Annotated in this window: 24 protein-coding genes and 1 pseudogene; 13 read left to right on the top strand and 12 right to left on the bottom strand. The window is 68.2% G+C overall.

What is annotated here, in order from left to right; translation table 11 throughout:
• Nucleotides 1-37: 37 nt before the first annotated feature.
• The 4 genes from L1081_RS25225 to secA are packed head-to-tail and all read right to left on the bottom strand — an operon-like array spanning nucleotide 38 to nucleotide 5,424.
• A complete protein-coding gene (locus tag L1081_RS25225; protein WP_489414579.1) occupies nucleotides 38-505 on the bottom strand; it encodes an NUDIX domain-containing protein in 468 nt (155 codons plus the stop codon).
• On the bottom strand, nucleotides 502-1,377 hold the full coding sequence (locus L1081_RS25220) for an ATP-binding protein (protein ID WP_489414578.1): 876 nt from the start codon (nucleotides 1,375-1,377) through the stop codon (nucleotides 502-504). The genes L1081_RS25225 and L1081_RS25220 overlap by 4 nt, the downstream gene beginning before the upstream one ends.
• The gene (gene argJ, locus L1081_RS25215; RefSeq protein ID WP_489414577.1) at nucleotides 1,374-2,603 is read right to left on the bottom strand and encodes a bifunctional glutamate N-acetyltransferase/amino-acid acetyltransferase ArgJ; all 1,230 of its coding nucleotides are present in this window, start codon (nucleotides 2,601-2,603) and stop codon (nucleotides 1,374-1,376) included. Before argJ ends, L1081_RS25220 begins: the two co-directional genes overlap by 4 nt.
• Nucleotides 2,604-2,631: 28 nt before the next feature.
• Nucleotides 2,632-5,424, bottom strand: a complete 2,793-nt coding sequence (gene secA / locus L1081_RS25210) for a preprotein translocase subunit SecA (RefSeq protein ID WP_489414576.1) — start codon at nucleotides 5,422-5,424, stop codon at nucleotides 2,632-2,634.
• Nucleotides 5,425-5,619: 195 nt separating this feature from the next.
• On the opposite strand from secA, the gene L1081_RS25205 reads away from it, so the two are divergent.
• Nucleotides 5,620-5,928 (top strand): hypothetical protein, encoded by a 309-nt coding sequence (locus L1081_RS25205; RefSeq protein WP_319427501.1) that lies wholly within the window; start codon nucleotides 5,620-5,622, stop codon nucleotides 5,926-5,928.
• Between the two features lie 42 nt (nucleotides 5,929-5,970).
• On the opposite strand, the gene L1081_RS25200 is transcribed toward L1081_RS25205, so the two are convergent.
• Nucleotides 5,971-6,954: a tripartite tricarboxylate transporter substrate-binding protein gene (locus tag L1081_RS25200; RefSeq protein ID WP_489414575.1), complete on the bottom strand. Its 984-nt coding sequence runs from the start codon at nucleotides 6,952-6,954 to the stop codon at nucleotides 5,971-5,973.
• 31 nt (nucleotides 6,955-6,985) lie between these two features.
• Nucleotides 6,986-8,197 carry a pyridoxal-phosphate dependent enzyme gene (locus tag L1081_RS25195; protein WP_489414574.1) on the bottom strand — a complete coding sequence of 404 codons (1,212 nt, stop codon included), beginning with the start codon at nucleotides 8,195-8,197 and terminating at the stop codon, nucleotides 6,986-6,988.
• Between the two features lie 99 nt (nucleotides 8,198-8,296).
• Between L1081_RS25195 and L1081_RS25190 the strand changes: the two genes are divergently transcribed.
• Nucleotides 8,297-9,217, top strand: coding sequence for a LysR substrate-binding domain-containing protein (locus tag L1081_RS25190; protein ID WP_489414573.1), 921 nt, complete (start codon nucleotides 8,297-8,299; stop codon nucleotides 9,215-9,217).
• A gap of 21 nt (nucleotides 9,218-9,238) precedes the next feature.
• Here the strand turns inward: L1081_RS25190 and L1081_RS25185 are convergent, their stop codons facing one another.
• The 3 genes from L1081_RS25185 to L1081_RS25175 all read right to left on the bottom strand — a co-directional run bounded on the left by L1081_RS25185 (nucleotide 9,239) and on the right by L1081_RS25175 (nucleotide 14,725).
• Nucleotides 9,239-9,949, bottom strand: a complete 711-nt coding sequence (locus L1081_RS25185; protein ID WP_489414572.1) for a PA4824 family protein — start codon at nucleotides 9,947-9,949, stop codon at nucleotides 9,239-9,241.
• 75 nt (nucleotides 9,950-10,024) lie between these two features.
• Nucleotides 10,025-11,074 carry a response regulator gene (locus tag L1081_RS25180; RefSeq protein WP_489414571.1) on the bottom strand — a complete coding sequence of 350 codons (1,050 nt, stop codon included), beginning with the start codon at nucleotides 11,072-11,074 and terminating at the stop codon, nucleotides 10,025-10,027.
• Nucleotides 11,075-11,089: 15 nt separating this feature from the next.
• Nucleotides 11,090-14,725 (bottom strand): ATP-binding protein, encoded by a 3,636-nt coding sequence (locus L1081_RS25175; RefSeq protein WP_489414570.1) that lies wholly within the window; start codon nucleotides 14,723-14,725, stop codon nucleotides 11,090-11,092.
• 105 nt (nucleotides 14,726-14,830) lie between these two features.
• On the opposite strand from L1081_RS25175, the gene L1081_RS25170 reads away from it, so the two are divergent.
• From L1081_RS25170 to ureC, 4 genes are read left to right on the top strand one after another with little or no spacing between them, the layout of a single operon-like run.
• Nucleotides 14,831-15,133, top strand: coding sequence for an urease subunit gamma (locus L1081_RS25170; RefSeq protein WP_015867014.1), 303 nt, complete (start codon nucleotides 14,831-14,833; stop codon nucleotides 15,131-15,133).
• A gap of 28 nt (nucleotides 15,134-15,161) precedes the next feature.
• Complete coding sequence (locus L1081_RS25165) at nucleotides 15,162-15,764, top strand: HupE/UreJ family protein (RefSeq protein WP_489414569.1); 603 nt, start codon at nucleotides 15,162-15,164, stop codon at nucleotides 15,762-15,764.
• Between the two features lie 14 nt (nucleotides 15,765-15,778).
• Nucleotides 15,779-16,087 carry an urease subunit beta gene (locus L1081_RS25160; protein WP_489414568.1) on the top strand — a complete coding sequence of 103 codons (309 nt, stop codon included), beginning with the start codon at nucleotides 15,779-15,781 and terminating at the stop codon, nucleotides 16,085-16,087.
• Between the two features lie 3 nt (nucleotides 16,088-16,090).
• The gene (gene ureC / locus L1081_RS25155; RefSeq protein WP_489414567.1) at nucleotides 16,091-17,809 is read left to right on the top strand and encodes an urease subunit alpha; all 1,719 of its coding nucleotides are present in this window, start codon (nucleotides 16,091-16,093) and stop codon (nucleotides 17,807-17,809) included.
• A 12-nt stretch (nucleotides 17,810-17,821) separates the two neighbouring features.
• On the opposite strand, the gene L1081_RS25150 is transcribed toward ureC, so the two are convergent.
• Both L1081_RS25150 and L1081_RS25145 read right to left on the bottom strand, forming a co-directional pair.
• Nucleotides 17,822-18,214, bottom strand: a complete 393-nt coding sequence (locus L1081_RS25150; RefSeq protein WP_489414566.1) for a type II toxin-antitoxin system death-on-curing family toxin — start codon at nucleotides 18,212-18,214, stop codon at nucleotides 17,822-17,824.
• Nucleotides 18,211-18,435 (bottom strand): AbrB/MazE/SpoVT family DNA-binding domain-containing protein, encoded by a 225-nt coding sequence (locus L1081_RS25145; RefSeq protein ID WP_093023691.1) that lies wholly within the window; start codon nucleotides 18,433-18,435, stop codon nucleotides 18,211-18,213. Before L1081_RS25145 ends, L1081_RS25150 begins: the two co-directional genes overlap by 4 nt.
• Before the next feature lie 64 nt (nucleotides 18,436-18,499).
• Between L1081_RS25145 and ureE the strand changes: the two genes are divergently transcribed.
• From ureE to L1081_RS25125, 4 genes and pseudogenes are all read left to right on the top strand, one after another.
• Nucleotides 18,500-19,114, top strand: coding sequence for an urease accessory protein UreE (ureE, locus tag L1081_RS25140; protein WP_489414565.1), 615 nt, complete (start codon nucleotides 18,500-18,502; stop codon nucleotides 19,112-19,114).
• Nucleotides 19,115-19,455: 341 nt separating this feature from the next.
• Entirely contained in the window at nucleotides 19,456-20,127 is a 672-nt protein-coding gene (locus L1081_RS25135; protein WP_489414564.1) for an urease accessory UreF family protein, read from the top strand.
• Between the two features lie 18 nt (nucleotides 20,128-20,145).
• Nucleotides 20,146-20,796 (top strand): urease accessory protein UreG, encoded by a 651-nt coding sequence (gene ureG / locus L1081_RS25130; RefSeq protein WP_021008924.1) that lies wholly within the window; start codon nucleotides 20,146-20,148, stop codon nucleotides 20,794-20,796.
• 13 nt (nucleotides 20,797-20,809) lie between these two features.
• Nucleotides 20,810-20,914, top strand: a pseudogene (locus tag L1081_RS25125) (response regulator); the annotation flags it as partial.
• Here the strand turns inward: L1081_RS25125 and L1081_RS25120 are convergent.
• Nucleotides 20,872-21,810 carry a LysR substrate-binding domain-containing protein gene (locus tag L1081_RS25120; RefSeq protein ID WP_489414563.1) on the bottom strand — a complete coding sequence of 313 codons (939 nt, stop codon included), beginning with the start codon at nucleotides 21,808-21,810 and terminating at the stop codon, nucleotides 20,872-20,874. The pseudogene L1081_RS25125 and the gene L1081_RS25120 overlap by 43 nt on opposite strands.
• Nucleotides 21,811-21,884: 74 nt before the next feature.
• On the opposite strand from L1081_RS25120, the gene L1081_RS25115 reads away from it, so the two are divergent.
• From L1081_RS25115 to L1081_RS25105, 3 genes are all read left to right on the top strand, one after another.
• Nucleotides 21,885-22,751: a DJ-1/PfpI family protein gene (locus L1081_RS25115; protein WP_489414562.1), complete on the top strand. Its 867-nt coding sequence runs from the start codon at nucleotides 21,885-21,887 to the stop codon at nucleotides 22,749-22,751.
• Between the two features lie 24 nt (nucleotides 22,752-22,775).
• Nucleotides 22,776-23,570 (top strand): SDR family NAD(P)-dependent oxidoreductase, encoded by a 795-nt coding sequence (locus tag L1081_RS25110; RefSeq protein WP_489414561.1) that lies wholly within the window; start codon nucleotides 22,776-22,778, stop codon nucleotides 23,568-23,570.
• Between the two features lie 160 nt (nucleotides 23,571-23,730).
• Nucleotides 23,731-24,177 (top strand): universal stress protein, encoded by a 447-nt coding sequence (locus L1081_RS25105; RefSeq protein WP_489414560.1) that lies wholly within the window; start codon nucleotides 23,731-23,733, stop codon nucleotides 24,175-24,177.
• Nucleotides 24,178-24,291 lie beyond the last annotated feature (114 nt).

Here is a 24,291-nt window from a genome sequence, read left to right as displayed (position 1 = left end):
GGCTGCACGCGCCCGCCCGCCCGCGCGGCCCCGTCCATCAGGCCAGCGTCGAGACCGCCAGCGCCGCCGAGGCCGGCAGGCCGCGCTCCTGGGTCAGCCACTCGAGCACCGGCAGGGCGCCCGGCAGCACCGGCGCCACGTCCAGCGGCAGCTGCTGCCAGCGCATGGCCTGGCCTTCGCGCATTTCGAACTCTCCGCTCCAGGCCGTGACCTTGCACCAGTGCAGCCGCACCAGCGCATGCGGATAGTCGTGCTCGGTGATCTTCCAGACCTCGGCCCCCGCGATGGTGATGCCGAGTTCTTCGTGCAGCTCGCGGCGCAGGGCCTGCTCCACCGTTTCGCCGGCCTCGATCTTGCCGCCCGGAAATTCCCAGAAGCCCGCGTAGGCCTTGCCCTCGGGGCGGGTGGACAGCAGCAGCGCGTCGTCGGCCGGCCGGATCAGCACGCCGACGGCCACCTCGGTGTGCTTGCGGCCCTGGCCTTGGCGTTGCGGCTGTCCGCTCATGCCGTCGCCCGCCCGGCGTAGTCCCGCGCGAACTGGTAGGCCACGCGACCGCTGCGCGAACCGCGCTCCAGCGCCCAGACCAGCGCCTCCGGCCGCGCCGCCTCGATGGCGGCCTTGTCGACGCCGAACGACGACAGCCACTGCGCGACGATCGCCAGGTATTCGTTCTGGCTGAACGGATAGAAGCTGACCCACAGGCCGAAGCGCTCGGACAGCGAGATCTTTTCCTCGATCACCTCGCCGGGATGGACTTCTCCGTCCTCGGTGTGGGTGTAGCTGAGGTTGTCCTTCATGTACTCGGGCAGCAGGTGGCGCCGGTTGCTGGTCGCGTAGATCAGCACATTGGGCGTGGCCGCGGCAATCGAGCCGTCGAGGATCGACTTGAGCGCCTTGTAGCCCGGCTCGCCCTCGTCGAAGCTCAGGTCGTCGCTGAACACGATGAACTTCTCGGGCCGCTGCGACACCACCTCGACGATGTCGGGCAGGTCGGTGAGTTCGGCCTTGTCGACCTCGATCAGCCGCAGGCCCTGCGGCGCATAGGCCTGCAGGCAGGCGCGGATGAGCGACGACTTGCCCGTGCCGCGCGCGCCGGTCAGCAGCACGTTGTTGGCCGGCTTGCCTTCGACGAACTGGCGCGTGTTGCGCTCGATCTTTTCCTTTTGGACGTCGATTTCCTTCAGGCTGTCGAGTGCCATGGCGGCCACGTGCTTGACGGGCTCGAGCACGCCGTGGCCCGAGCTGCGGCGGCGGTAGCGCCAGGCGATCGACGCGTTCCAGTCGGCGGGTGCCGCCAGCGGCTGCGGCAGGATCGATTCGATGCGGCCGATCAGCTGTTCGGCGCGCTCGATCAGCTTCTGGAACTGTTCATTCATGACCTGTAGTCGGCGTTGATCGTGACGTATTCGTGGCTGAAGTCGCAGGTCCACACGGTTTCGCTGGCGTTGCCGCGGCCGAGGCCGATGCGCACCGTGATCTCGCTCTGCTTCATCACGCGCTGGCCGTCTTCCTCGCGGTACGACGGGTTGCGCCCGCCCTTGACGGCCACGTGCACGTCGTCGAGGAACAGGTCGATGCCGGTCTGGTCGAGGTCCTCGATGCCCGCGTAGCCCACGGCCGCGAGGATGCGGCCGAGGTTCGGGTCGCTCGCATAGAAGGCCGTCTTGACCAGCGGCGAATGTGCCACCGCGTAGGCCACCTGCCTGCACTCGGCGGCATTGCGGCCGCCTTCGACCTGGATGGTGATGAATTTGGTGGCGCCCTCGCCGTCGCGCACGATCGCCTGCGCGAGCAGGCGCGCGACGTTCTGCATGGCGTCGACCAGGGCCTTGCCTTCGGGCGAATCGAGCGAGGTGATGGCGGCGTGCGTGGCCTTCTGGGTGGCGATGACCACGAAGGAATCGTTGGTCGAGGTGTCGCCGTCGATGGTCACGCGGTTGAACGAGGCGTCGGCCAGCCGCCTGGCCAGCGGCTGGATCAGGGCCGGATCGATCTTCGCGTCGGTCGCCATGAAGCCCAGCATGGTCGCCATGTTCGGGCGGATCATGCCGGCGCCCTTGCTGATGCCGGTAATGGTGACGGCGGCGCCGCCGATCTGGACCCGCTGGCTGAACGCCTTGGGGATCGTGTCGGTGGTCATGATGCCTTCGGCGGCACGCGCCCAGTGGTTCTCCGAAGCGTCGGCCAGCGCGGCGGGGAGGCCGGCCTCGATGCGGTCCACCGGCAGCGGCTCCATGATCACGCCGGTGGAGAACGGCAGGATCTGCTCGGGCGCGATCTCCAGCTGGCGCGCGAGCGCAATGCAGGTGGAGCGGGTGCGCATCAGGCCGTCTTCGCCGGTGCCGGCGTTGGCGTTGCCGGTATTGATGACCATGGCGCGGATGCCGTAGTTGGCTGCCAGGTGGTCGCGGCAGACCTGCACCGGCGCCGCGCAGAAACGGTTCTGGGTGAACACCCCGCCGACCGCGGAGCCTTCGTCGATCAGCACGACGGTCAGGTCCTTGCGGTTGGCCTTGCGCACACCCGCTTCGGCCACGCCGATGCGGACGCCGGGCACCGCGAACAAGGCGGCAGGATCAGGAGCGGACAGGTTCACGGGCATGGCGGTTTCTCTTCTCGGGAGTTTCTGGTCAGCTGAGCTTGCCGTGGCAGTGCTTGAATTTCTTGCCGCTGCCGCAGGGGCAGGGGTCATTGCGGCCGACGCGCGCAAACGCCGCGGCCTCGGCGCCGAGCGTGCCCAGGCCCAGCCCCGCGGCCGCGATGCGGCGCTGGTTTTCCTCGTCCAGGCGCACCTCGACCTCGCCGGTTTCGGTGGGCGCGCTGTAGGTGATGTTCGACACGTTCTCGCCGCGGCTCTCCAGCGCATCGGCAGCCTGCTCGAGCTGCTCGCTCGACTGCACGCGCACCGTCATGAGCTGGCGCGTGACTTCGTTCTTGACCGAGTCGAGCAGCTGGCCGAAGAGCTCGAAGGCCTCGCGCTTGTATTCCTGCTTGGGCTGCTTCTGCGCATAGCCGCGCAGGTGAATGCCCTGGCGCAGGTAGTCGAGCGAGGCGAGGTGCTCGCGCCAGTGCGTGTCGATGCTCTGCAGCAGCACCATGCGTTCGAACTGGGTGAAGTTTTCCTGGCCGATCAATGCCACCTTGGCATCGAAGCTGTCGTTGGCGGCCTTGACCACCTTCTCGACGATGTCCTCGTCGCCCACGGCCTCGGCCGCCTCGATGTCCTTCTTCAGGGGCATGTCGATGCCCCATTCGCTGGAGAGCGTCTTCTCGAGGCCGTCCAGGTCCCACTGCTCCTCGACCGATTCGGCCGGCACGTACTGCCGCACGAGATCGGTGAAGCAGCCCTCGCGCAACGCCTCGATCTGCGCCGTGAGGTCGCCCGCGTCGAGGATGTCGTTGCGCTGCTGGTAGATCACCTTGCGCTGGTCGTTCGACACGTCGTCGTACTCGAGCAGCTGCTTGCGGATGTCGAAGTTGCGCGCCTCGACCTTGCGCTGCGCGCTCTCGATGCTGCGCGTGACGATGCCCGCTTCGATGGCTTCGCCGTCCGGCATCTTGAGGCGGTCCATGATCGCCTTGACGCGGTCGCCCGCGAAGATGCGCATCAGCGGGTCGTCCAGGCTCAGGTAGAAGCGCGAGGAGCCCGGGTCGCCCTGGCGGCCCGAACGCCCGCGCAGCTGGTTGTCGATGCGGCGCGACTCATGGCGCTCGGTCGCGATGATGCGCAGGCCGCCCAGCGACTTGACGAACTCGTGGTCCTTGGTCCATTCGGCGCGCACGTGCGCGATGTCGGCCTCTTTGGTCGCGTCGTCGCGGCCTTCGTCGTTCTCGATGGCCTCGATCATCTTCTCGATGTTGCCGCCCAGCACGATGTCGGTACCGCGGCCGGCCATGTTGGTCGCGATGGTGATCATCTTCGTGCGGCCGGCCTGCGCCACGATGTCGGCTTCGCGCGCATGCTGCTTGGCATTGAGCACCTGGTGCGGCAGGTCCGCCTGGGTGAGCAGGCCGTCGATGATCTCGGAGTTCTCGATCGACGAGGTGCCCACCAGCACGGGCTGGCCGCGCTCGTAGCATTCGCGGATGTCCTGGATGGCCGCCTCGTACTTCTCGCGCGTGGTCTTGTAGACGCGGTCGAGCTGGTCGTCGCGCTTGCTGATGCGGTTCGGCGGAATGATGACCGTCTCGAGGCCGTAGATTTCCTGGAACTCGTAGGCTTCGGTGTCGGCCGTGCCGGTCATGCCGGCCAGCTTGCCGTACAGGCGGAAGTAGTTCTGGAAGGTGATGGAGGCCAGCGTCTGGTTCTCGGCCTGGATCTGCACGCCCTCCTTGGCTTCCACGGCCTGGTGCAGGCCGTCGCTCCAGCGGCGGCCCGTCATCAGGCGGCCGGTGAATTCGTCGACGATGACGACTTCGCCCTGCTGCACCACGTAATGCTGGTCGCGGTGGTACAGGTGCCGTGCACGCAGCGCGGCGTTCAGGTGGTGCATCAGCGTGATGTTGGCCGGGTCGTAGAGCGACGCGCCTTCGGGCAGCAGCTTGAATTCGCCCAGCAGCTGCTCGGCCTTCTCGTGGCCGTCCTCGGTCAGGAACACCTGGTGGGTCTTCTCATCGACCGTGAAGTCGCCCGGCACCGTGACGCCCTCGCCCGTGCGCGGATCGGCCTCGCCTTCCTGCTTGGTCAAGAGGGGCACCACCTTGTTGATGGCCAGGTAGAGGTCGGTGTGGTCTTCGGCCTGGCCGCTGATGATCAGCGGCGTGCGGGCCTCGTCGATCAGGATGGAGTCCACCTCGTCGACGATGGCGTAGTTCAACACGCGCTGCACCCGGTCGCCGGGCTCGTACACCATGTTGTCGCGCAGGTAGTCGAAGCCGTACTCGTTGTTGGTGCCGTAGGTGATGTCGCTGGCGTAGGCCTGCTGCTTTTCCTCGCGCGGCATCTGCGGCAGGTTGATGCCCACCGTGAGGCCCAGGAAGTTGTACAGGCGGCCCATCCACTGGGCGTCGCGGTTGGCGAGGTAGTCGTTCACCGTGACCACGTGCACGCCCTTGCCCGACAGCGCGTTCAGGTACACCGGCAGCGTGGCGGTGAGGGTCTTGCCCTCGCCGGTGCGCATTTCGGCGATCTTGCCGTTGTGAAGGGCCATGCCGCCGAGCAGCTGCACGTCGAAGTGGCGCATCTTCATGACGCGCTTGGAGCCTTCGCGCACGGTGGCGAATGCTTCGGGCAGCAGGGCGTCGAGGGTTTCGCCCTTGGCGATGCGGTCCTTGAACTCCTGGGTCTTGGCGCGCAGCCCATCGTCGCTGAGCTTCTCGAATTCGGGTTCGAGCGCATTGATGCGCTCCACCGTCTTGCGATACTGCTTGAGGAGCCGGTCGTTGCGACTGCCGAAAATCTGGGTCAGGAAGTTGGTTGCCATTGGCGTGGAGATGGGCGTGCACCTGACCAGGCAGGCACTGCGACCGGATTCCCTAAGATATGGTGAAAGCAGTTGGGCGCATCTTCTTCGAATGCAAGCTCCGAAGAAGGCAAGCGGCTCCAGACCGGATCTGCCGGCGCAAGCGTCGGCAAACCGGGCATTTTAGCTGCCCTTGTCCCACCCTCCGGATTACCCATGAATCGCCGCTCCGTCCCCCCCTTCACGCTGCAGCAGGCCGCCGAAGGTTCGCCCACCCTGGCGAGCCTGATCGCCCGTGCGCGCGACGCGAACGAGCGGCTGCGGGCGGTCGAGGGGCTGATCCCGCCGGCCATGCGCCCGGCCGTGCAGGCCGGCCCGGCCGAGGGCGATGTGTGGTGTCTGCTGGTCAACGGCAGCGCGGCCGCCGCCAAGCTGCGCCAGCTGTCGCCGATGCTGGTCAGCCGGCTGCGCAGCAAGGGCTGGGACGTGAACACGATCCGGATCAAGGTGCAGTCCGGGCGCTGAGCGAAAAAGCGGCCGCCTGCGCGAACGGCCGGGCGGCCCCGCCTATTGCGGCTGAAGCCCGATGCCGTGCGCCACCTTCTGCCAGCGCTCGGCCTCCGATCGCATGAAGGCTCGCAGCTCGCCCGTGGTGGACCCCTTCAGCTGCACGCCGAGCACCGCCATGCGCTCCTTCACCGACGGATGGTCCAGCGCCGCGATCGCCTCGCGCCGCAGCCGCTCGATCACCTCCAGCGGCGTGGTGGCAGGTGCCACCAGCGCCCACCACTGGTCGATTTCCATGCCCTTGAGCCCGCTCTCCGCCAGCGCGGGCACTTCCTTGAGCCCCGGAATGTTCACACGCTGCGCGCTCGTCACCAGCAGCGGGCGGATCCGGTTGGCGCCCATCAGGCTGGAGCCGCTGGCCAGCGTCGCGAAGTGCCCGGCCACCGTGCCCGCCGCCACGTCGGTGAGCGCCGGCGCCGAACCGCGATAGGGAACCATGTTGAACCTGATGCCGGTGCGGCTCGCCAGCAGTTCGGCCGCCAGGTGGCTCACCGTGCCGGCGCCGCTGTGCGCGATGGCCGGCGGCATCGGCCGCGCGGCCGCGGTCTTGACGAAGGTCCTGAAATCGCGGCTGTCGCCGTCCATGCCCGCGAAGAACACGAGCGGCGAGGTGCCGATCATCGTCACCGGCGTGAAGTCGCGCAGCAGGTCGTAGGGCAGCCGCGCCGTCACCGCGGGCGCAATGGCGTGCGGCAGCTCGACGATGGCCAGCGTGTAGCCGTCGGGCGCGGCCTTGGCCGCTGCCTCGGTGCCGATCTGGCCGGCGGCGCCCGGCCGGTTGTCCACGATCACCGAGCTGCCGATCGTCTGGCTCATGCGCTGCGCCATGGCGCGCGCAATGGCGTCGGTGCTGCCGCCGGCAGCCCACGGCACGATCAGCTTGATGGGCTTGTCGGGAAAGGCCGCCCAGGCGCGCTGCGCCGTGGCGGCGAAGAGGGCGGCCGAACCGGCAGCCAGGAAGGCGCGGCGTTGCATTGCTTGCATGGTTTCGATTCCTTCTGGGTGATTCGGACGTTCAGGCGGCCTGGTCGGGCCAGCTCGGGTCGCGCGAGGCGTTGGCGGTGAGCATCAGCACCACGTGGGCATCGCCGGCAATGGCGTTGCCCTCGCGCAGTTGGCGCAGCGCGTCCAGCCCGGCCGCCGCGCACAGTTCGGCGCTCACGCCGGCCGCCGTGAGCTTTCGCCGGGCCGCGCGGGCCTGGTCGTCGCTCACCACCACCGCCCCGCCGCCCGTGGCGACGGCGGCCTGCCACTGCAGGAAGGTCACGGTCGCGCCGGCGGTGGAGAACTGCGCGGTGTGGCCGGGATACGCGCCGTCGAGCGCCTCGCCGGCCAGCACGCGCGAGAGGCGCGCAAAAGGCTCCACCAGCCAGAGCCTCGGCAGGCGCGAAATGCGCCCCGCGGCCAGCAGGTCGCGAAAGCCCGCGTAGATGCCCCAGGCCAGGTCGCCGCGCGCCGTGGGAATCACGACGTGATCGGGAAGGCCGCCCTCGTTCAGGCACTCCAGCGCAATGGGCTTGTAGCCCTCGATCGCGAGCGGTGCGCTGCCCAATGCGGGCAAGCGGTAGTTCGTCAGCGCGAAATAGCCCGGATGCTGCGAGCGCTCGCGCACGAAGGCCCAGCGGCCGGCGTTGTCGGCAAAGGTGTAGCGCCGCGCCCCCAGCGCATCGAGCTGCCGCGCGTAGGCGGCGGGCAGGCCCTCGTAAGTGGCCACTTCGCAGCCCAGGCCCGCGGCCCACGTATAGTGCGCCGCCGAAACCGCGGCATTGCCCGACGAGGCCAGCACCAGCGTGTGGGCGCCGAAGTCCAGCGCCTGGGCCACGCCCACCGCAGTCATGCGGTCCTTGTGCGAGCCAGTGGGGTTGCCCGATTCGTCCTTGAGCGCGAGGCGTGCCACGCCGAACTCGCGAGCGAGCTCCGGCATGTCAAGCAGCGGCGTGCCGCCCTCGCCCAGCGTGAAGCCCGGTTCGTAGGGCATCGGCAGGGGGCTGCCGCTCTCAGGCAGATAGCTGGCGCGCAGCCCGACATGGATGCCCACGCCGCGGCAGGCCGGACAGCCGTCGTTCGCCAGCGTGAGCGGATAGGGAGCATCGCAGCGCAGGCACCGCAAGCCCTGCAGCCGGGGGTTTCTCATCGGGCGCGGCGGACGGGCCCGCGCGGTGCCTCGCGGATCGGCGGACGGCTCGGAAGGCGAAGCGAGCTTGAAGTGGAGTAGGGGCGCAGGCATGTTCAGGCGGTCCTGGGTGGGGAAGTCGTGCCGAAATCTTAGGCATCTGCAAATAAAATCATCTAGCTTGAAATACTCAAGCGATAAGAAAACTTATCGATGCGCTTCACCGAGATAGAGACGTTCCGGGCCCTGATGCGCGCCGGCTCCACCCGCAAGGCCGCGGCGCTGCTGCATGTGACGCAGCCCGCCATCAGCCAGTCGCTCAAGCGGCTCGAGACGCAGGCCGGCATGCTGCTGTTCCAGCGCACCGGCGGGCGGCTGGTGCCCACGCCCGAGGCGCACGCGCTGTGGACCGAGGTCGAGCGCGTCTTCATCGGCATGGAGGCGATCGAGCACCGCATGCGCAGCCTGCGCGACTTCGGCACCAACCAGCTCGAGCTCAGCTGCTATCCGGCCTTCGGCCTGGGCTTCATGCCGCGCGCACTGGAACGCCTGAAGGCGCAGCGTGGCGACAGCCCCTGGCCGCAGGTGTCGCTGCAGGTGCTCAGTTCCAAGGACGTGCGCGATCGCGTGGCAAAGGGCGTCTCCGACTTCGGCCTGATGGCCGACGAACTGCCGCTCGAAGGCATCGATCATTCGACCTTCGCGCGCTTTCCCGGCGTGGTCGTGATGCCGCAAGGCCATGCGCTGGCGCGCTTCAGGCGCGTCGAGCCGGAACAGCTCGCGCAGGTGCCCTTCCTGGCGCTGAACCCCGAGGATCCCTCGCACCGCGGACTCGAGACCGCACTGGCCGCGCGCGGCACTGCGCTCCAGGTGATGGTGCAGACGCCCTACGCCGCCAGCGTGTGCGAGATGGCTGTGCGCGGCCTGGGCGTGGGGCTGGTCAACCCGATCACCGCGCTCGACTACGCGGAGCGCGGGCTCGTGGTGCGCCGGCTCTCGGTCGACGTGTTCTTTTCGTGCGTGCTGGCGCTGCCCGCGGGCAAGGTGCTTTCCACCACCGCGCGCGACTTTCTTTCGCTCATGCGCCGGCAACTGGCGGAAGACGAAAAACGCATCCTGCGCTACCTGCGCTGAGGCCGCGCGCGCCTCTCTCTGCTACTTCCAGCCGAACTCGTGGTTCAGCCCCACGACGAAGCCGCACACGCCACGGGGCCCCGTCCTGGAGGCGCTCACATCCACGCTGACCTGCGGCGTGAGGCTGAAGCGCCCGCCGACGCGCGAGGTCCACACACCCGATGCGCGGCTGCGCTCGACGATCAGCGAGACCTTGCCGTCGAGCGCCCACTCCGCCGCCAGCCCGCCGCGCGGCGTGCGCGTGCCGGTTCCGGTGGCCCAGTCGGCGCCGAGGTTGGCGTGGACCTGCAGGCTGTCCGCCGGGCGCCATGTGAACGGGAGCACCAGCTGCCCGCCGGCGCGGCCGCCGCGCCTGAGGTCGAACACGGCGCCGAGCGACAGCGCCGCGCTCAGCGGCGCATCGGCGGCGGATCCGAAGAAATTCCATTTGAGCTGCGGACCCGCAGTGACCGAGTGCACGCCCTGCGCCGACAGCCTGTCGGCGTTGAGTCCGAGCTCGACTGGCCCGACACGGCAGGACGGCCCGATGTGCAGCCCGTTCACCGGTTCTGTGCCGGTGCGGCCCCACCAGGCTTCGTACTGGCATTGGCCCGCGTCGAGGGTGCCGGCATCGTCGACGTCGAAATGGCCTGCCGCGCGCGCACCCGCGCCTGCCAGCAGGCAGGCAGCCACCAGCGGCCAGGCGGCTTGCGGCCGTCGAATCGTTGTTGTTCTGCGTCTGTTCTTTTTCATCGCCAGCATCCCGAGGACCCGGCATTCTAGGGATGGCAAAAGTCACCGCGGCGGCGGCGCCCGCAGGGCCGATTGTCAGATCTCGAACTGCGGCTGCAGCTCGCGGATGCGCTTGATGGCCACGCCGGCGGCGGCCGTTCGGGTCTCGACGCCGAGCTTCACGTACACCCGCTCCAGGTGCTTCTTGGCGGTGGCGGGGCTGCTGCCGAGGATCTCGCCGATGTCCTTGTTGGTCTTGCCCTTCACCACCCAGTAGAGCACTTCGGCCTCGCGCGCCGTGAGCTTCAGGCTCAGGCTCATGGCCTCGATCACCGCGGTGTCGGAAACCTCGCGCATGACGATCATCCACTCGTCGCCGTCGTCGTCCTGCCCGGTCTGCCGATGCAGGCGCAGGCTGAGGCTGCTTGCGCTCGGCGTTCCAGCCCCGCTCGGCACCTGGGGCTGCCCGGCGGCGCCCTGCACGATCGAAAGCGCCGGCGGCTCGATGCCCTGCTGCCTGGCCTCGGGCGCATGGCGACGCAGCCATTCGAGCACCACGGGCGGCGTTTCGGGCGCGCGGGTGTCGCAGTAGCGCTGCAGCAGCTCGCGCGCGAGCGCCGTCTGCCAGATCAGCTTGCCTTCGGGCAGGCGCACCGTGATGCTCGCGTAGCCGAAGGCGTCGAGCGCATTGCGCGCCTGGCCGGCCTGGCGCGCGTCCTGCCGCGCGCGGCGGGCGCCCTGCAGGTGCACATTCATGCGGGCCAGCACTTCCTTGGGCTTGATCGGCTTGGTGACGTAGTCGACGCCGCCGGCCTCGAGCGCGGCCACGAGGTGCTCGGTCTCGGTGAGGCCGGTCATGAAGACGATCGGGATGTGCGCCGTCGCGGCATCGGCCTTGAGCCGGCGCGCCACCTCGAAGCCGTCGATGCCCGGCATCATCGCGTCGAGCAGCACGATGTCGGGGCGCGCCTGCGCGGCGCGCTGCAGCGCCTGTTCGCCGTTGGTGGCAATGAGCACGGTGTAGCCCGACTCGTCGAGCGCATCGTGCAGCACCGCAAGGTTGTCGGGCACGTCGTCGACGATCAGCACGAGGTCGCTGTTGGCGCCCTGTTCCCGCAGCGTTCTTGCAAGTGGTGTGGTTTCCATGGGACTTGTTCTTCTTCAGGCCGCGCTGACTGCGGCTGCCAGCGCCCGGCTCATGGCCTCGAACTGGAACTGGCGCGCTAGCACGCGCTGCGCCTCGGTCCAGGCCAGGCATTCGGGCTGTTCGGCGTCGATTTCGTCGAGCTGGTTCATGATGCCGCGAAAGTAGCCCAGGCTCACCGCTTCGTCGAGCGCGCGCAGTCTCGAAAGCGATGGCGCCTGCATGGTGCGCGCCGCGGCGGCGGGCGCCGGTTTTGCGGCGGTGTCGGTCCATCGCAGGCCGAGCCGGCGCTCGAGCCAGTCGAGCAGTTCCGTGTGGCGCACCGGCTTGACGAAGAAATCTTCGGGCGCAATGCCCACGTCGTTCTCCAGGCCCTTGTCGAAGGCATTGGCCGAGACGATGGCCACGCAGGCATCGGCCAGGCCGAGCCTGCGCGCGCGGCGGATCGTCTCCCATCCGTCGATGCCGGGCATCGCGAGGTCGACGAACATCGCGTCGGGCCGCAAGCCGGCCGCAATGAGGTCGAGCGCATCATGGCCGCTGGCGGCGCTGCGCAGCTCGAAGCCGAGCGGCGCCAGCACATGGCCGAGCAGCTCGCGGTCGGCCTCCTCGTTGTCGACCACCAGCAGCCGCCGGCGCGGGCCTTCGTAGCCGCGCCGCGCAGGCTGCACCGGCGCCGGCCGGCCCGAGGCGCCGGCCGCGTCGTGCACGCGTGGCAGGAAGAGCCGCACGCAGAAGAGCGAGCCTTCGCCGGGTGTGCTGCGCACCTTCATCTCGCCGCCCATCAGGTCGGTCAGCATCTTGGCGATGGTGAGGCCCAGCCCCGCGCCGGGCGTCGCAGCCGCGGCCGCATCGCCGCGCGTGAAGGGCTCGAAGATGCGCTCGATGTCCTCGGCCGTCATGCCGGGGCCGGTGTCCTCGATCTCGACCGAGGCGAATTCGCGCGCATACGACAGCCGCAGCGTCACCTCGCCCGCGGCCGTGAACTTGATGGCATTGCCCAGCAGGTTGATGAGGATCTGGCACACGCGCTTCTCGTCGGCGCGCACCACCTCGGGCAAGCTGCCGGTGGTCTCGAAGCGGAACCGCAGGCCCTTATCGGCCGCCTGCAGCTCGAACATGTCGGCCAGCTCGCGCAGCGTGTCGGCAAAGCGCATGGGCCTGGCATGCAGCGTGAGCTTGCCGGCCTCGATGTGCGCAATGGCCAGCGTGCCCTCGATGAGCGACAGCAGATGCTCGCCGCCGCGCTTGATCACCGCCACCGCCTGCTGGCGGTGCGGCGGCACGGACGGGTCCTCACCCATCAGCTGCGCGTAGCCCAGGATGCTGTTGAGCGGGGTGCGCAGCTCGTGGCTGATGGCGCTGATGTAGCGGCTCTTGGCCTGGTTGGCCTGGTCGGCGGCGCGCCGCGCCTCGTCGGCCGCGAGCTTGGCCTGCTCGGCGACTTCGCGCGCTTCCTCCGCCGTCTGCTTGGCCGACTGCAATGCCCGGTCGGTCGCGCGGTGCAGTTCGATCTCGCGCATCAGCAGATGGGTCTGGCGGTTCGATTCTTCCTGCGCGACTCTCCGGCTCTGGTGCGCCAGCACCAGCCACCAGGCCACCACGCCCGCAATCACCAGCAGCGCCATGTACGCCTTCAGAAAGCCCGAGCGCAACGCCGACTGCTGCACGCCGGCCAGCGCCTCGGCCACCTCGGACTGCGACTGCGAGGCCAGCTGCAGCGCGCTTTCGCCCAATGCACGAAGCTCCTGCTGATAGAGCACGCCGAACACCACCGCCAGCACCGGCACGATGATCAGCATCAGCAGCAGGAAGTGTCCGAGACCGGTGTCGAGATAGCGCCAGCTGAAGCGCGGCAGCAGCCAGCGCAGCACCGAGGACCATTGCGCCGACAGGCTCGCATGCGGCTTGCACAGGTCGCCGCAGCGCGCGTCGAGCGTGCAGCACAGCGAGCAGATCGCGCCCTGGTAGGCCGGGCAGTGAGCCATGTCGGGGCCTTCGTACTCGCGTTCGCAGATCACGCAGTGCTGCACCTTGAGGCGCTGGTAGCTGCCATCGGCGTCGCGCTCATCCACGTCGTTCTCCACACGCGCCCAGCGAACCGCGCGCGGGCCCGAGGCCGGCGCAAAGGCGACCGCACCATGGCCCACCGAACCCCGCGCCAGGTAGTACTTGCCACCAGTCGCCCAGGCGATTAGCGGCGAAACCACCAGCGCCGTGCCCAGCGCGATGAGCGCCGAGAAGGCCTGCGCGAGCGGCCCGAAAACGCCCAGGTGCGCGGTGATCGACAGCACCGAGGCCAGCGCCATCGCGCCGACGCCCACCGGATTGATGTCCCACAGGTGGGCCCGCTTGAACTCGATGCCTGGCGGCGACAGGCCCAGCGGCTTGTTGATGACCAGGTCGGCCACCACCGCCATCATCCAGGCGATGGCGATGTTGGCGAACAGGCCGAGCACGTCGCCCAGCGCCTCGAACACGTTCATCTCCATCAGCATGAAGGCGATGAGCGCGTTGAACACCACCCACACTACGCGCCCCGGATGGCTGTGCGCCACGCGCGAGAAGAAATTGCTCCACGCCAGCGAGCCGGCATAGGCGTTGGTCACGTTGATCTTGAGCTGCGAGATCACCACGAAGAGCGCGGTCGCGGCCACGGCCCAGCCGTAGTTCGGAAACACGTACTCGTAGGCCGCCAGGTACATCTGGTTGGGATCGACCGCGCGCTCGACCGGCACCATGTGCGTGATCGCCAGGTAGGCCAGCAGCGCGCCGCCCAGCATCTTGAACACGCCCAGCACCACCCACCCCGGCCCGCCGGCCAGCACGCCGGCCCACCAGCGCCGGGCGCCCGCGGCGGTGCGCGCGGGCATGAAGCGCAGGTAGTCGGCCTGCTCCCCCATCTGGGTGATCAAGGCAATGCCGACGGTCAGCGCCGCGCCAAACAGGTGCAGGTCGAAGCCCTTGGCGCCCGCCTTCACCCCGTTGTAGTGCACGATGCCCGCGAACGCACCGGGATCGCGCACCAGCACGAAGACAAAAGGCACCACCAGCATCACCAGCCAGAGCGGCTGCGTCCACAGCTGCAGCCGGCTGATGACCGACACGCCGTGGGTCACCAGCGGAATCACCACCAGCGCGCACACCAGGTAGCCCCAGACCGGCGGCACGCCCAGCGCGAGCTCGAGCGCATAGGCCATCACCGCCGCCTCGAGCGCGAAGAAGATGAAGGTGAACGAGGCATAGATCAGCGAGGTGAGCGTGGAGCCGATGTAGCCGAAGCCCGCGCCGCGCGTGAGCAAGTCCATGTCGACGCCGTAGCGCGCGGCATACACGCTGATCGGCAGGCCCGCCAGGAAGATGATGAGCCCCGTCGCCACGATGGCCCAGAACGCGTTGGCAAAGCCGTACTGCACCAGCAGCGTCGCGCCCACCGCCTCCAATATCAGGAAAGACGCGGCCCCGAAGGCCGTGTTCGCCACGCGCCATTCGGACCACTTGCGAAAGCGCTGCGGCGTGTAGCGCAGCGCGTAGTCCTCGAGCGTCTCGCTCGCCACCCAGCTGTTGTAGTCGCGCCGCACCTTGACGATGCGCTGGGGCGCGTCGTCGGGGCTGGGGGTGGCGGCGTCCGGGTTCACACCGTTTCGGTGCATCTTTCGTGCCATCCATACGTCTTTTGGCGAACACCGGCACGACTGTTGCAAAGACGAAGCCTGCCCAATAATGGCCGACCTCCCCGCCACCCGAAGCCGCCTCCCATGGAACTGACCCCGCGCGAAAAAGACAAGCTGCTGATCTTCACCGCAGCGCTGCTGGCCGAACGCCGCAAGGCGCGCGGGCTGAAGCTCAACTATCCCGAAGCCGTCGCGCTGATCTCCGCCGCCGTGATGGAAGGCGCGCGCGACGGCAAGAGCGTGGCGGCGCTGATGAGCGAGGGCCGCACCGTGCTCACCCGCGCCGACGTGATGGACGGCATCGCCGAGATGATCCCGGACATCCAGGTGGAAGCCACCTTTCCCGACGGCACCAAGCTGGTCACCGTCCACCAACCCATCGTCTGATTCGCCCTCCGGAACAAGAAAGCCTGCCATGCGCCACAACGCTTCCAAGACCCTTGCCCTCATTGCCATGCTGCTGCCGCTCGCGGCCGGCGCCCACACCGGCGCCGACGGCGGCGTGCACCACGGCTTCGCCACCGGCTTCCTGCACCCGCTGACCGGTGCCGACCATCTGGCGGCCATGGTCGCGGTCGGCCTCTGGAGCGCGCTGGCCGCGCGCCGCGCCTGGCCCGACCTGCTATGGGCGCCGCTGGCCTTCGCGGGCATGCTGCTCGTGGGCGCGCTGATGGGGCTGGCGGGCGTGCAGCTGCCGGCGGTCGAGCCGATGATCGCGGCTTCGCTGCTGGTGCTGGGCCTGCTGGTGGTCACGCGCATCCATCTGCCGGCCGCAGCGGCCGCGGCGCTGGTGGGCGTGTTCGCCGTCTTCCACGGCGTGGCGCACGGCCACGAACTCGCGGGCGGGCAGGGCGCGGCGTTGACACTGGCAGGCATGGTCGGCGCCACCGTGCTGCTGCACCTGGCAGGCATCGCGCTCGGCTGGTCGCTGCGCCATGCCAATGCCTGGCTGCCGCGCGCGGCGGGCGCGGCCGTGGTGGCGCTGGGCGCCACGCTGCTTTCCCAGGCCCTCGCCTGAAAGGCGCCGCCACCATGATTCCCGGCGAACTCATCACCGACGACGCGGGCGAGCATACGCTCAACCCGGGCCGCCGCACGCTCACGCTGGTGGTGCAGAACACCGCCGACCGGCCGATCCAGGTCGGCTCTCACTACCACTTCGCCGAAACCAACGGCGCGCTCGGCTTCGACCGCGCGGCCGCGCGCGGCATGCGGCTGAACATCGCCTCGGGCGCCGCAGTGCGCTTCGAGCCGGGCCAGCAGCGCACGGTCGAGCTCGTCGATTTTTCGGGCGACCGCATCGTCTACGGCTTTCGCGGCCTCGTTCAAGGGAAGCTCTAAAAAATGGCCACCATCGGGCGACGCGCCTATGCAGAAATTTTCGGTCCCACCGTGGGCGACCGGGTGCGGCTCGCCGACACCGACCTGCTGATCGAGGTCGAGGCCGACTACACGCTGCGCGCCGGCGGCTATGGCGAGGAAGTGAAGTTCGGCGGCGGAAAGACCATCCGCGACGGCATGGCGCAGTCGCAGCGCACCAGGGCCCAAGGTGCGGTCGACACCGTGCTGACCAACGCGTTGATCCTCGACCACTGGGGCATCGTGAAGGCCGACATCGGCCTGAAGGACGGGCGCATCGCCGCCATCGGCAAGGCCGGCAACCCCGACGTGCAGCCGGGCGTGGACATCGTCATCGGCCCCGGCACCGAGATCATCAGCTGCGAGGGCAACATCGTCACGGCCGGCGGCATCGACAGCCACATCCACTTCATCTGCCCGCAGCAGATCGAGGAAGCGCTCGCCTCCGGCATCACCACCATGCTGGGCGGCGGCACCGGCCCCGCCACCGGCACCTTCGCCACCACCGCCACCCCCGGCCCCTGGCACATCGAGCGCATGCTGCAGGCGGCCGACGCGTTCCCGATGAACCTGGGCTTCCTCGGCAAGGGCAATGCGAGCCTTCCCGATGCGTTGCACGAGCAGATCGAAGCCGGCGTCATCGGGCTCAAGCTGCATGAAGACTGGGGCACCACGCCTTCGGCCATCAGCAATTGCCTGGACGTGGCCGACGCCACCGACACGCAGGTGGCGATCCACAGCGACACGCTCAACGAATCGGGCTTTGTCGAGAACACCATTGCCGCTGTGGGCGGCCGCTCGATTTGCGCCTTCCACACCGAAGGCGCGGGCGGCGGCCATGCGCCGGACATCCTGCGCGTGGTGGGCGAGGAGAACTTCCTGCCCTCCTCCACCAACCCCACCATGCCCTACACCGTGAACACGCTCGACGAGCACGTCGACATGCTCATGGTGTGCCACCACCTGGACGCCGGCATTGCCGAGGACCTGGCCTTTGCCGAATCGCGCATCCGCAAGGAAACCATTGCCGCCGAGGACGTGCTGCACGACCTGGGCGCGATCAGCATGTTCAGCTCCGACAGCCAGGCCATGGGCCGCGTCGGCGAAGTGGTGCTGCGCTGCTGGCAGACCGCGCACAAGATGAAGCTGCAGCGCGGCAAGCTTCCCGAAGACAACGAGCGCAACGACAACTTCCGTGCCATGCGCTACGTGGCCAAGTACACGATCAACCCCGCCATCTCGCACGGCATTGCGCACGAGGTGGGCTCGATCGAGGTCGGCAAATGGGCCGACATCGTGATCTGGAAACCCGCCTTCTTCGGCGTGAAGCCCTTCACGCTCATCAAGGGCGGCACCATCGCCATGGCCGCCATGGGCGATCCCAACGCGTCGATCCCCACGCCGCAGCCGGTGCACTACCGCCCGATGTTCGGCAGCTACGGCGGCTCGCTCGCCAGGAGCTCGCTGACCTTCGTCTCGCAGGCCGGGCTGGCCGCGGGCATCAAGGAACGCTACGGCCTGGCAAAGCACCTGAGCGCAGTGAAGAACATCCGCAACGTGCGCAAGAAGGACCTGGTCCACAACGGCTACACGCCCAAGATGGAGATCGATGCGCAGACCTACGCGGTGCGCGCCGACGGGCATCTGCTGACCTGCGATCCGGCGGTGCAGCTACCGCTGACGCAGCGGTATTTCCTGTTCTAGATGCCGCAGGCCTCAGGCCGAACGGGGCGCCATGTGGCCACGGATCCAGCTGGCAAAGCTGCTTTCGTCCATGGCGCTGGCGGCCAGGTCGAGCATCACCAGCGTGGCCTCGGCCTGCGTCGCCACCAGGCGCTGGCCGTTCAGCGCAAGGAACAGACCGACGGACAGGAAGGCCGCGCGCTTGTTGCCGTCGACGAACGGATGGTTCTTGGCCAGTCCCACGCCGTAGGCCGCCGCGAGGTCGGCCACGTCGGGCGATCCATAACTCACGAGGTGGAGCGGGCGTGCCAGTGCGGACTGCAACATCGTTTCGTCGCGCAGGCCCGAGGCCCCGCCGTGCTCGGCGAGGCTTTCATCATGCAACAGTATCAGGGTGCGCCCGTCGATCCAGCGCCAGGCGCTCATTTGGCGAGCTGGTGGAAGGTGTCGCGGAATTCGCGCATGAATTCGCGGCCCAGCTTCAGCTGTTCTTCGACATCGGGGTCGTACGGCGTCAGGGTGACGCCATTGGCGGCCTCGGTCAGGAACAGCGTATCGCCCTTTTCCACCTTGAGCCGCGCCAGCACTTCCTTGGGAAGAATCACCCCCACGGAGTTGCCGATCTGGGTCAATTTGAGTGCCGACATGAAGGGCTCCAAAGTTATAACAGACGTTATATTATCGGCGTCTTCCCGTTGAAAGCAAGTCCCCATGCTCACCGCCAACAAACTCATGCCTCAAGGCCGCGGCCTTGCGCCCGTGCTGCTCAAGCGTGCCGCCACCATCGAACTCGACTGGGACGTGCGCCAGAAGAGCCGCTTCGACGCCACCGATTCGCAGGGCCGGCAGATCGGCGTGTTCCTGCCGCGCGGCACCGCCGTGCGCGGCGGCGACGTGCTGGTGGCCGAGGACGGCTCGCTGGTCCGCGTGATCGCGGCGCCGCAGCCGGTGCTGCGCATCACGCATTGCACGGCCCACGGCACGCCGTTCGACCTGACGCGCGCGGCCTATCACCTGGGCAACCGGCACGTGCCGATCGAGCTCAAGCCCGACCACCTGAAGATCGAGCCCGACCATGTGCTGGCCGACATGCTGCGCTCGATGCACCTGATCGTCGTCGCGGTCGAGGAAGCCTTCGAGCCCGAGGGCGGCGCCTATGGCTCGCAAGAGCATTCGCACGGCGCCGGCCACGACCACGCGCACGACCATGGCCACGCGCACGGCAGCAGCAAAGGCCCGAAGCCGCTCGTGCTCGCACCGGAACTGCTCGATGAGCATGACCATTCGCACGATCACGGCCACGGCCATGACGAGCACTCTCACTGAAATGAGATCGACTCGGTGCGTTGTGCGTCATTCGGGGCGCGATCACGCCGACGGTGTGCGCGGCGAAGCGAATGTCCCCCGGCCTGCGGCCTCCTCCTTGATTTCGCTGCGCAGAGCACACCATCGACGCGATCGTTATCCAGAGCAGTCGTTGATCGTCCGCGAACCGACAGCGTGCCCAGGTGCACAGGGCATCGGGTGCTCCCCGCAGCGAAATAAAGGGGGAGGCCGAAGGCCGGAGGACATTCGCGGAGGGGAGTACCCGGTGGCCTGTGCACACGCCCTGAACAAGAGCGTTCACCACACGCACGCCCGAACACAACGCCCGGCAAAGAGCTGACATGCCCGACCCCCATAGCCTCCTGCAGCTCATCTGGCTCGCCTCCCCCGCCCTGCCCGTCGGCGGCTTTTCCTATTCGGAAGGCGTCGAGGCGGCCGTCGAATGGGCCGGCATCGATTCCGAAGCCAAGGCCATCGAGTGGCTCTCCGACCAGTTGCACCTGAGCTTCGCGCGCGGCGACCTCGCGCTCGTGGCGCAGGCCATCCCGGCCTGGCGCGCGGGGGACGCAGCGCGCATCCGCGAACTCAACACATGGGTGATGACCACCCGCGAATCGGCCGAGTTCTTCCTGCAGACCGAGCAGATGGGCCGCTCCTTCGTCGAATGGCTCAAGCTGCACCACGACGACACAGCTGCCGTTTTTGCCGGCCTGCCCGCAAGCTATCCCGTCGCCTTTGCCTTCGCCGCGAGCCGCACTGGCGCCTCCGCGCACGACGGCTGCCTGGCCTTTGCGTTCGGCTGGGCCGAGAACATGGTGGCCGCGGCGGTCAAGGCCGTGCCGCTGGGCCAGAGCGCGGGCCAGCGCATCCTGGCGCGGATGGCCAACGAGATTCCCGCCGCTGTCGAGCGCGCAATGCAGCTTGGCGACGACGAGCGCCAGGCCTTTGCGCCCCTCCTGGCCGTGCTGTCGGCACGGCATGAAACACAATACTCGCGCCTCTTTCGAAGCTGACCGAACCGGACACCCCTCATGACCTCCGCCCTGCACCACATTCCCCACCGCACCAAGAAACTGCCGCCGCTGCGCGTGGGCATTGGCGGCCCGGTCGGCTCGGGCAAGACCACGCTGCTCGAGATGCTCTGCAAGGCCATGCGCGACAAGTACGACCTCGTCGCCATCACCAACGACATCTACACCAAGGAAGACCAGCGCCTGCTGACCGTGGCCGGCGCCCTGCCCGCCGAACGCATCATGGGCGTGGAGACCGGTGGCTGCCCGCACACCGCCATCCGCGAAGACGCCTCCATCAACCTCGAGGCCATCGACCGCATGCTGGAGGACTTTCCCGATGCCGATGTGGTGTTCGTCGAATCGGGCGGCGACAACCTCGCGGCCACCTTCAGCCCCGAGCTGTCGGACCTGACGATCTACGTGATCGACGTGGCGGCCGGCGAGAAGATTCCGCGCAAGGGCGGCCCCGGCATCACAAAGAGCGACCTGTTCGTCATCAACAAGACCGACCTCGCCCCCTACGTCGGCGCGAACCTCGACGTGATGGAGCAGGACACGCAGCGCATGCGCCGCCAGCGGCCCTACGTGATGACCAACCTCAAGACCCACACCGGCGTGGCCGAGGTGGTGGCGTTCATCGAGAAGCGCGGCATGCTCGACGCGGCCTGAGCGAGCCGTTTACATCAAGAACCTGCGGCGCAAGCTCGGCGCCGTCACGCCGTCGCACGACTGGATCCGCTCCGTCTACGGCGTGGGGGTTGCGTGGGAGGCGCCGGGGCCGGGCTGAGCGTTTCCCGCCAGCGAATCGATCAGCGCGCGCGAAGCGGACGAGAGCCGCCGGTGCGGCGCATAGATCACTGAAAACGGCCGCGTGCGCCCGCGCGCCTGCGCCAGCACCTCGACGGCCCGGCCCTGCGCAACAAGGTCGCGTGCGATGAAGTCGTAGGTCTGGCAGATGCCCATGCCGCTCAGCGCCAGCGAAACCACGCCGAGCACGTCGTCCGACACCTGCAGGGCGCCATGCGGCAGCCAGTCCACGTCGCGCCCCTGCTCGCGCAGCAGCCAGGGCGACACGCGGCCGGTGCTCGGCATCACGAAGGGCAGGCAGCTGTGGCGCGCGAGTTCGGCGACGCTGCCCGGCGCGCCCGCGCGTTCGATGTAGCCCGGTGCCGCGAGCAGGCACATTGGCGCGTCCTCGAGCTTGCGCGCGACAAGGCCGCTGTCGGGCAGCTGGCCCAGCCGGATCGCGAGGTCGTAGCCCTCGGCCACGAGGTCCACGTTGCGGTTGGTGATGCTCAATTCGACGCGCACCTGCGGATGCTGCGCGGAAAACCGCTGCAGCAGCGCCGGCAGCCGGTGGTGGCCGTAGGTGGTGGGCACGCTCAGGCGCACGCTGCCCGCCAGCGCGTCGCCCTGGCCCTGCATCGCCCGCTCGGCATCGTCGATCAGCGCAAAAGCCGCGCGCGACTGCTCCAGGTAGGCGCGCCCCTCTTCGGTGAGGCCCAGGCGCCGCGTCGTGCGGCGCAGCAGCTGCACGCCAAGCCGCGTTTCCAGCCGGGTGATGGCGCGGCTGAGCACCGACGGCGTGGTGGCCAGCGCCACGGCAGCGGCCGTCATGGAGCCCTTCTCGACCACTGTGACGAAGGTTTCCACATCTCCCAGGTGATCGAATCTTCGCCCCATATTGTCTCCTGAAGAACTAATGTTTTCCTTGGGCGCCAGTTTATCGCCTTGGCAACCATCAATACAGTCGACTCATGACTTCCACCACCGCATCCCCCTCCGTTCTACGTCCCCTCGCCGCCGCTGCGCTGCTCGGCCTTTGCGCACTCGGCGCCCAGGCCGCCAACGTGCTGGTCGTCCTGTCGGACTCCGATCACCTCGACCTGAAGGACGGCAAGGTCTTCGCCACCGGCTTCTACCTGAACGAGTTGATGCAGCCGGTGAAGCTGCTGCTGGAGGCCGGCCATCAAGTGACTTTCGCGACGCCGCGCGGCGATGCGCCCACGGTGGATGCGTCATCGGTCGACAAGATGTACTTCGACGGCGACGTGTCCGCCATGGAACTGCACAAGGCGCTGCTCGACAAGCTGAAGCTCACCTCGCGCACGGACTCGCCGGTGATGAGCCTCTCGCGCGTCGCACAGATCGGCTACGCGCATTTCGATGCGGTCTATGTTCCGGGCGGCCACGCGCCCATGCAGGATCTGCTCACCAGCCCCGAACTGGGCCGGCTGCTCGCGGACTTCCATGCACGCAACAAGACCACGGCGCTCGTGTGCCACGGTCCGATCGCCCTGCTCTCGACCTTGTCCGATGCGCAAGGCTTCACGACCCGGTTGGCGGTCCGCGGCACCGTCGAGCAGCGCCCCAAATGGATCTATGCCGGCTATCGCATGACCGTGATCAGCAACCAGGAGGAAGAACTGGCCAAGGGACTGCTCCAAGGTGGCGTGATGAAGTTCTACCCGCAGACCGCGCTGCAGCAGGCCGGCGGCGCCTACAGCAGCAACAAGGTCCCGTTCACTTCGAACGTCGTGATCGACCGTGAGCTCATTACCGGCCAGAACCCCGCCTCGGCGGTTGGCGTGGCCAACGAAATGCTCAAGCGCCTCGCGAAATAACCCGCACCCACAGGAATACCCATCATGGACATGCAGCTCAAGGGCAAGACGGCCATCGTCACAGGCGCCACGGCTGGCATCGGACTGGCCATCGCCCGTACGCTGGCTCGTGAGGGCGTATCGGTCACCCTCACCGGTCGCAGCCGCGGCAAGCTCGACGCAGCAGCGGCCGAAATCCTCGTCGCCGCACCCGGCAGCGAAGTGAGAACGGTGGTCGCCGACCAGAGCACTGCCGAAGGCGTGGCGGCGCTGATCGAAGCGCAGCCGGACACGGACATCCTCGTGAACAACCTCGGCTTCTACGAGGCCAAGCCCTTCGCCGAAATCACCGACGAAGACTGGCGTCGCATGATCGAGGTCAACCTGATGTCGGGCGTGCGCCTGTCGCGCCACTATTTCCCGCGCATGCTGCAGAAGAACTGGGGCCGGGTGATCTTCATGTCGAGCGAGGTCGGCGCATTCACGCCGCCGGACATGGTGCACTACGGCGTCAGCAAGTCGGCGCAGCTCGCGGTGTCGCGCGGCATGGCCGAACTGACCAAGGGCACGGGCGTCACGGTCAACAGCGTGCTGCCCGCGGCCACCCGCTCCGAAGGCATCGTGGACTACCTGCGGCAGACGGCACCGCGCGCCGGCATGACCGATGAGCAGATCGAAGCCCATTTCTTCCAGACCTACCGGCCCAATTCGCTGATCGCCCGCATGATCGAAGCCGACGAAATCGCGGCCATGGTGGCGCTGCTCGCCAGCCCGCTGGGCGCGGCATCCAACGGCGCCGCGGTGCGTGTCGAGGGCGGCTCCTTCCGCTCGATTCTCTGAATCGGGTGCCGGCCGCGCTGCCAGGGCGCCGCGGCGCGGGCTCCTGCCCCTGGCTCGCGATTAGGGGCGGCAGCCCAGCTTCCTTGCTTGTAGCGCCCACACCCGCGAACTAGACTGAAATGCGAAGGCACCCGCAGTGCCGGGGGCCAAGGAGTCGGCCATGTACAAGCGTATTCTCGTCGCCACCGATGGCTCTTCGCTCTCCGAACAGGCGGTCGCCACCGCCATCGACCTGGCCCTGCTGGCGGGTGCCGAGCTGGTCAGCGTCACCGTCACGCACCTCCAGCCCTATGGCTATTTCGAAGGCTCGATGGTGCTGAACCAGCGCGAAATCGAAGCCTCGCAAGAACAGGTGGAGCAGTCCGCCCAGCGTCTGGTCGATGCGGTCAGGAGCGCCGCCATCGCCAAAGGCGTGCGCAGCGCGCAGGCCATCGTCATGAAGTCCAACCAGGTGGCCGAAGCCATCATCGCGACAGCCAAGAACCAGCAGTGCGACCTGATCGTGATGGCCTCGCACGGCCGGCGCAGCCTGGCGCGGCTGCTGATGGGCAGCGAGACGCTGCACGTGCTGACCCACTCGCACATTCCGGTGCTGGTGCTGCGATAGAAGCCTGATCGAAGCGCGCTCGAAGTGAAATTTTTCACGATCGGGCGCCGGCATCGGCCGCCCCTCGTGAACGCGCCGCCCCCGGGGCGACTCACTCCCTGGCTGCCATCCGCA

The sequence above is a fragment of the Variovorax sp. MSC1_012 genome, assembly GCF_023667525.1.
In the GTDB taxonomy this organism is placed as follows: Bacteria; Pseudomonadota; Gammaproteobacteria; order Burkholderiales; family Burkholderiaceae_C; genus Variovorax; species Variovorax beijingensis_B.
This window is presented reverse-complemented; position numbering and strand designations above follow the sequence as displayed.